This is a genomic window from Alkalibacterium sp. s-m-28 (assembly GCF_054658175.1).
On the sequence record NZ_BAAGIQ010000132.1, the window covers coordinates 1 to 3,941 of the forward strand.

The window sequence follows — 3,941 nt, forward strand, 5'->3', positions numbered from 1 at the left end:
TCACCCTTGTGACCTTAACTGAAACCATTCAAGTGTTTGTCAAGGGCAAATGCGGCTCCGATTGGTATAGTCAGTGGGCCTTCACCACCTTTAATTTTTAGTTTTCATAAAAAATTTGACAGTTCCATTGTATTCGCTTTCATTATACAGGATACTCAAAAAGAATTGTAGAATCTGTTCGATATTTCACTACAGATTCACAATTCTTTTTTATTTAATCACTTATTTTTTAATCGCTGCACTGCGTCTATTACTGAAACAGCTCGTGTGATGGACGACACGACCGCCACCCCGTCGACTCCTGTTGCCCAGACGTCTCTAACATTTGAAGGGTTGATGCCGCCAATTGCCACAGCAGGAAGGTGTTCTCGTCCTGTCATCGCGTCCTTGATACCTTTCAGACCGATTACGTCTTCATGGTCCTGCTTGGATAATGGTGTGAAAGCCGGACCGATCCCCGCGTAATCCAGCCCACTGATTGTCTCTGCTTCTTTGAATTGTGAGACATTATTGGTAGACAAGCCTATGATAAATCGGTCTCCCCATTTTGACACCAGGTCCTGAATCGGATAATCCCCCTGACCGACATGGATCCCGTCAGCCCCCAGCTTGAGGGCAAGCTCGACATCATCATTGACTATAAATGGTACATCATACTGTCTGCACAGAAGCTGGCAGACCTGTGCCATTTTTAGCCGTGCTGCAGGATCAGTCTCCAGGCTGTCTTTTCCTTTTTCTCTGAACTGAAAACAAGTTATACCTGCCTGAAGAGCTTCCTCAAGTGTATGGATGAGCGACTTATCTTTGCAGTCCTGCGTGCCGGCAATAAAGTAAATTTCCAGCATAGCTTTAATATCTCGTGTCATTCGTGTTCCTTTCTATATGCCCAGTGGTTCGTCGGTCCGTGTCCGTGTCCGATACCCAAGTGACTCCTGATTGCAGCCTGGATAAATTTCTTAGCTGTTCGTACAGCCTCTTCGATTGAACTCCCTTTTCCTAACTCTGCAGCAATACAGGCAGCAAAGGTACAGCCCGTTCCGTGGGTTTCTTTCGTATCGATGCGTTCAGATCGCAGCCATATCTGTTCACCGTTTTCAAGCATCAGCAGGTCATCCGCATGAGACTCGTCCACTGCATGTCCACCTTTTATGACAATATTTCTGCAGCCAGTTTTCTGAAGCCGTTCGGCCGCCTTGACCATGTCTTCTTTTGAAGAAATAGACATGTCAGCCAGTGCTTCAGCTTCAGGAATATTAGGTGTGATCACCATAGCGAGAGGAGCCAGGATTTCCCGCATGATTGAGACAGCACTCTCTTCCATTAATGGGTGCCCACCCTTAGCAATCATCACAGGGTCAATGACCAGAGGAATAGACGCCACTTCTTTATATACTTCAGCTACTGCTTTCATATACTCCCCATTTACCAGCATTCCTGTCTTGATCGCAGCGACATTAAAATCAGACAGGACCGACGTCCACTGCTGCTTGACCATTTCGATCGGTACAGGGTGAACGCCCTGTACCCCAGTCGTATTTTGAGCTGTTATAGCCGTTATCACTGACATGCCGAAAACGTCACGTTCCTGAAAAGTTTTCAAGTCCGCTTGTATGCCAGCGCCTCCGCCACTGTCACTTCCTGCAATAGTCAGCACTTGTGGTATTTTACTTTTACTCATTGGATTATCCTTTCTATTCGTGCGTGTTTAGTCAGATCGTCATCTGTTAGACTATGGAGCACATCGATCAGTGCCGACCTGAAACTTCCCGGCCCATTTATGCCCGAGTCCGCCGCCCACTCTCCAGCTATCCCGAAAGCGGCATGAGCAAGTACAACTCGACTGAGCATGTCAGATCCATCTACTACTCCAAGGAAAGCTCCGATGATTCCGCTCATCATACAGCCACTTCCAGTGATCTTTGCCATCAGATGATCGCCATTCGAAACAGCAAATACTCTTGTGCCATCTGTGACAATATCCGTCTTTCCGGATACAGCTACAATACAGTGTCTTTTCTTAGCCAAGCTGACTGCAACATCCACTGGCGAGGTGGCTCCATCTTTGGAATCCACTCCTTTTGACTGCCAGCTGACACCGACTAGAGACGCAATTTCTGATGCATTGCCTCGAATCACCGTCATATCAACATTTCCAAAAAGTTTTTGAGCTGAATTTTTTCTAAAAGTCGTTGCTCCGACACCAACAGGATCCAGAATGACCGGTTTGCCTTGAGCGTTTGCCTGTCGTCCGGCCAGAATCATGCTTTCCAGTGAATCAGAAGTCAGTGTACCCATATTGATGACGAGGGCCTCGGCCATACCCGCTACTTCTTCGACCTCTTCTTTTGCAATTGCCATAATAGGTGACGCACCAATGGCCAGCAGCACATTGGCAACATTATTAGCGACAACCTGATTAGTGATCGTGTGTACCAGCGGATTCTGGTCTTTAATGTGTAAAATAGCATGGTCAGAATTCATCTTGAACCTCCCAGGTTGTGTTATGTAGACAAAAATCTTCCACCAGGTGCGTGGAAGATTTTAGTATAGTCAAGCATTTGTCTGTCTCCTGCTTGAAACATACATCTCCCTTCGCTAGCATTACCTAGATCAGGTCATGGGTCAGGTCTTACCTTTCTCAGCCTTTAAGCTCCCCTGATGATATCAGACTTCATTACTACCAGTTTATCATAGTTTCGGTGAGCAGACTAGGAAACACCTATCTAAGCCAGCTTCTGAATTTTAAAATACACATAAAAAAGAGAGCACAGATCCTTATAGTGACCCAAAAAGTTAGACTTTTTGGGTCACTATACCCTGTCTGTACTCTCTAAATGCTTATCCGTGGTATTCGCCTTTTGTTGCAATGTTATCTTTACTAATTTCGTTGATGATCACAGTCACTGCTTCTTTAGGTGCACCCGTATGGGTCTCAACTGCTTTTACAACGTCTCTGATCAGCCCTTCTTTCTGTTCTTTAGAACGGCCTTCAATCATTTCTACATGCACGATCGGCATCTCCTCTGCCTCCTTTCGCTTGTTTAATGCGCATCACGATCCAGCAAGATTTCAGCTTATTCAGCAAAAGGATCTGTATTAAGCGAATTGAACACTGAATCATCAATGTCTGTTACCAGAAGCAGCCAGTTATCCTCTTTGTCCGATGAGTTCAGTAAGTCAGGCTCATCTTCAACTTCAACGTGGACTTCCTTAACTGTCACGTCAAAAGGTATGGTCAGCTCAGTCACTGCTTTGGCTCCCTCAGCATTTATAATGACCTCTCCTGCTTTAAGATTCCCAGGTTCTGTACTGATTTCCACGAACATGACTTCTCCTAAATCGTCCTGGCCCTTTTCGGATAGACCGATGCGATAATCTGATGGCGATAATTTCTCGATCCACAATCCATTAGCATGATATTTAATTGACATCTTTCTGCTCTCCTTTACCCCAGACTCGTTCGTACTCATCGATTTTAAAGCCTGATGTATATGTGTCTCCTTCAATGGCAAACGGTCTTTTGACTACCATCCCGTTTGAGGACAGCCACTCCGCTGCTTCTTCTACAGACATTTCCGGAAGTTTTTCTTTAAGGTTATGTTCTCTGTAAACATTTCCACTCGTATTAAAAAAAGATTTGATCGAGCGATCAGTTTCTGACAGGATTCTTACCCAGCTTTCTTTTGATGGGGTCTCATCCAGTAGACTGATTTCCTGATAAGGTACTGACTGCTCTTCCAGCCAGTTTTTCGCTTTTCTGCACGTTGAACAACGTGGGTGACAATAAAATTTCATAACGTCCCTCCTAGTTATCTTTTAGTAATTACCAATTTTTTTGTTTTTTCGTGTTGTTTTAATGCAACTATCGTTGCTCTATCAATTAAAATACAAAAAGGCACCTCTTCCCCCCCTTAATCTGATAAAATGAAGTTCACTAAAAC

6 protein-coding genes and 1 riboswitch are annotated in these 3,941 nt (G+C 44.7%); all 6 genes read right to left on the reverse strand.

Annotation, left to right across the window (positions count from 1 at the left end; all coding sequences use genetic code 11):
- Window positions 1–218: 218 nt before the first annotated feature.
- The 6 genes from thiE to ACYQ4S_RS11090 all read right to left on the reverse strand — a co-directional run bounded on the left by thiE (window position 219) and on the right by ACYQ4S_RS11090 (window position 3,795).
- Window positions 219–866, reverse strand: a complete 648-nt coding sequence (thiE, locus tag ACYQ4S_RS11065; protein WP_459771165.1) for a thiamine phosphate synthase — start codon at window positions 864–866, stop codon at window positions 219–221.
- On the reverse strand, window positions 863–1,678 hold the full coding sequence (gene thiD, locus ACYQ4S_RS11070; protein ID WP_459771167.1) for a bifunctional hydroxymethylpyrimidine kinase/phosphomethylpyrimidine kinase: 816 nt from the start codon (window positions 1,676–1,678) through the stop codon (window positions 863–865). The genes thiE and thiD overlap by 4 nt, the downstream gene beginning before the upstream one ends.
- Window positions 1,675–2,481, reverse strand: a complete 807-nt coding sequence (gene thiM, locus ACYQ4S_RS11075; protein ID WP_459771169.1) for a hydroxyethylthiazole kinase — start codon at window positions 2,479–2,481, stop codon at window positions 1,675–1,677. The genes thiD and thiM overlap by 4 nt, the downstream gene beginning before the upstream one ends.
- A gap of 89 nt (window positions 2,482–2,570) precedes the next feature.
- A riboswitch (TPP riboswitch) is annotated at window positions 2,571–2,667 on the reverse strand.
- A gap of 171 nt (window positions 2,668–2,838) precedes the next feature.
- Window positions 2,839–3,018, reverse strand: a complete 180-nt coding sequence (locus ACYQ4S_RS11080) for a 2-hydroxymuconate tautomerase (protein WP_459771171.1) — start codon at window positions 3,016–3,018, stop codon at window positions 2,839–2,841.
- Window positions 3,019–3,074: 56 nt separating this feature from the next.
- The gene (locus tag ACYQ4S_RS11085) at window positions 3,075–3,431 is read right to left on the reverse strand and encodes a glycine cleavage system H family protein (protein ID WP_459771173.1); all 357 of its coding nucleotides are present in this window, start codon (window positions 3,429–3,431) and stop codon (window positions 3,075–3,077) included.
- Window positions 3,421–3,795, reverse strand: coding sequence for an arsenate reductase family protein (locus ACYQ4S_RS11090; protein ID WP_459771175.1), 375 nt, complete (start codon window positions 3,793–3,795; stop codon window positions 3,421–3,423). Before ACYQ4S_RS11090 ends, ACYQ4S_RS11085 begins: the two co-directional genes overlap by 11 nt.
- Between the last annotated feature and the right edge of the window lie 146 nt (window positions 3,796–3,941).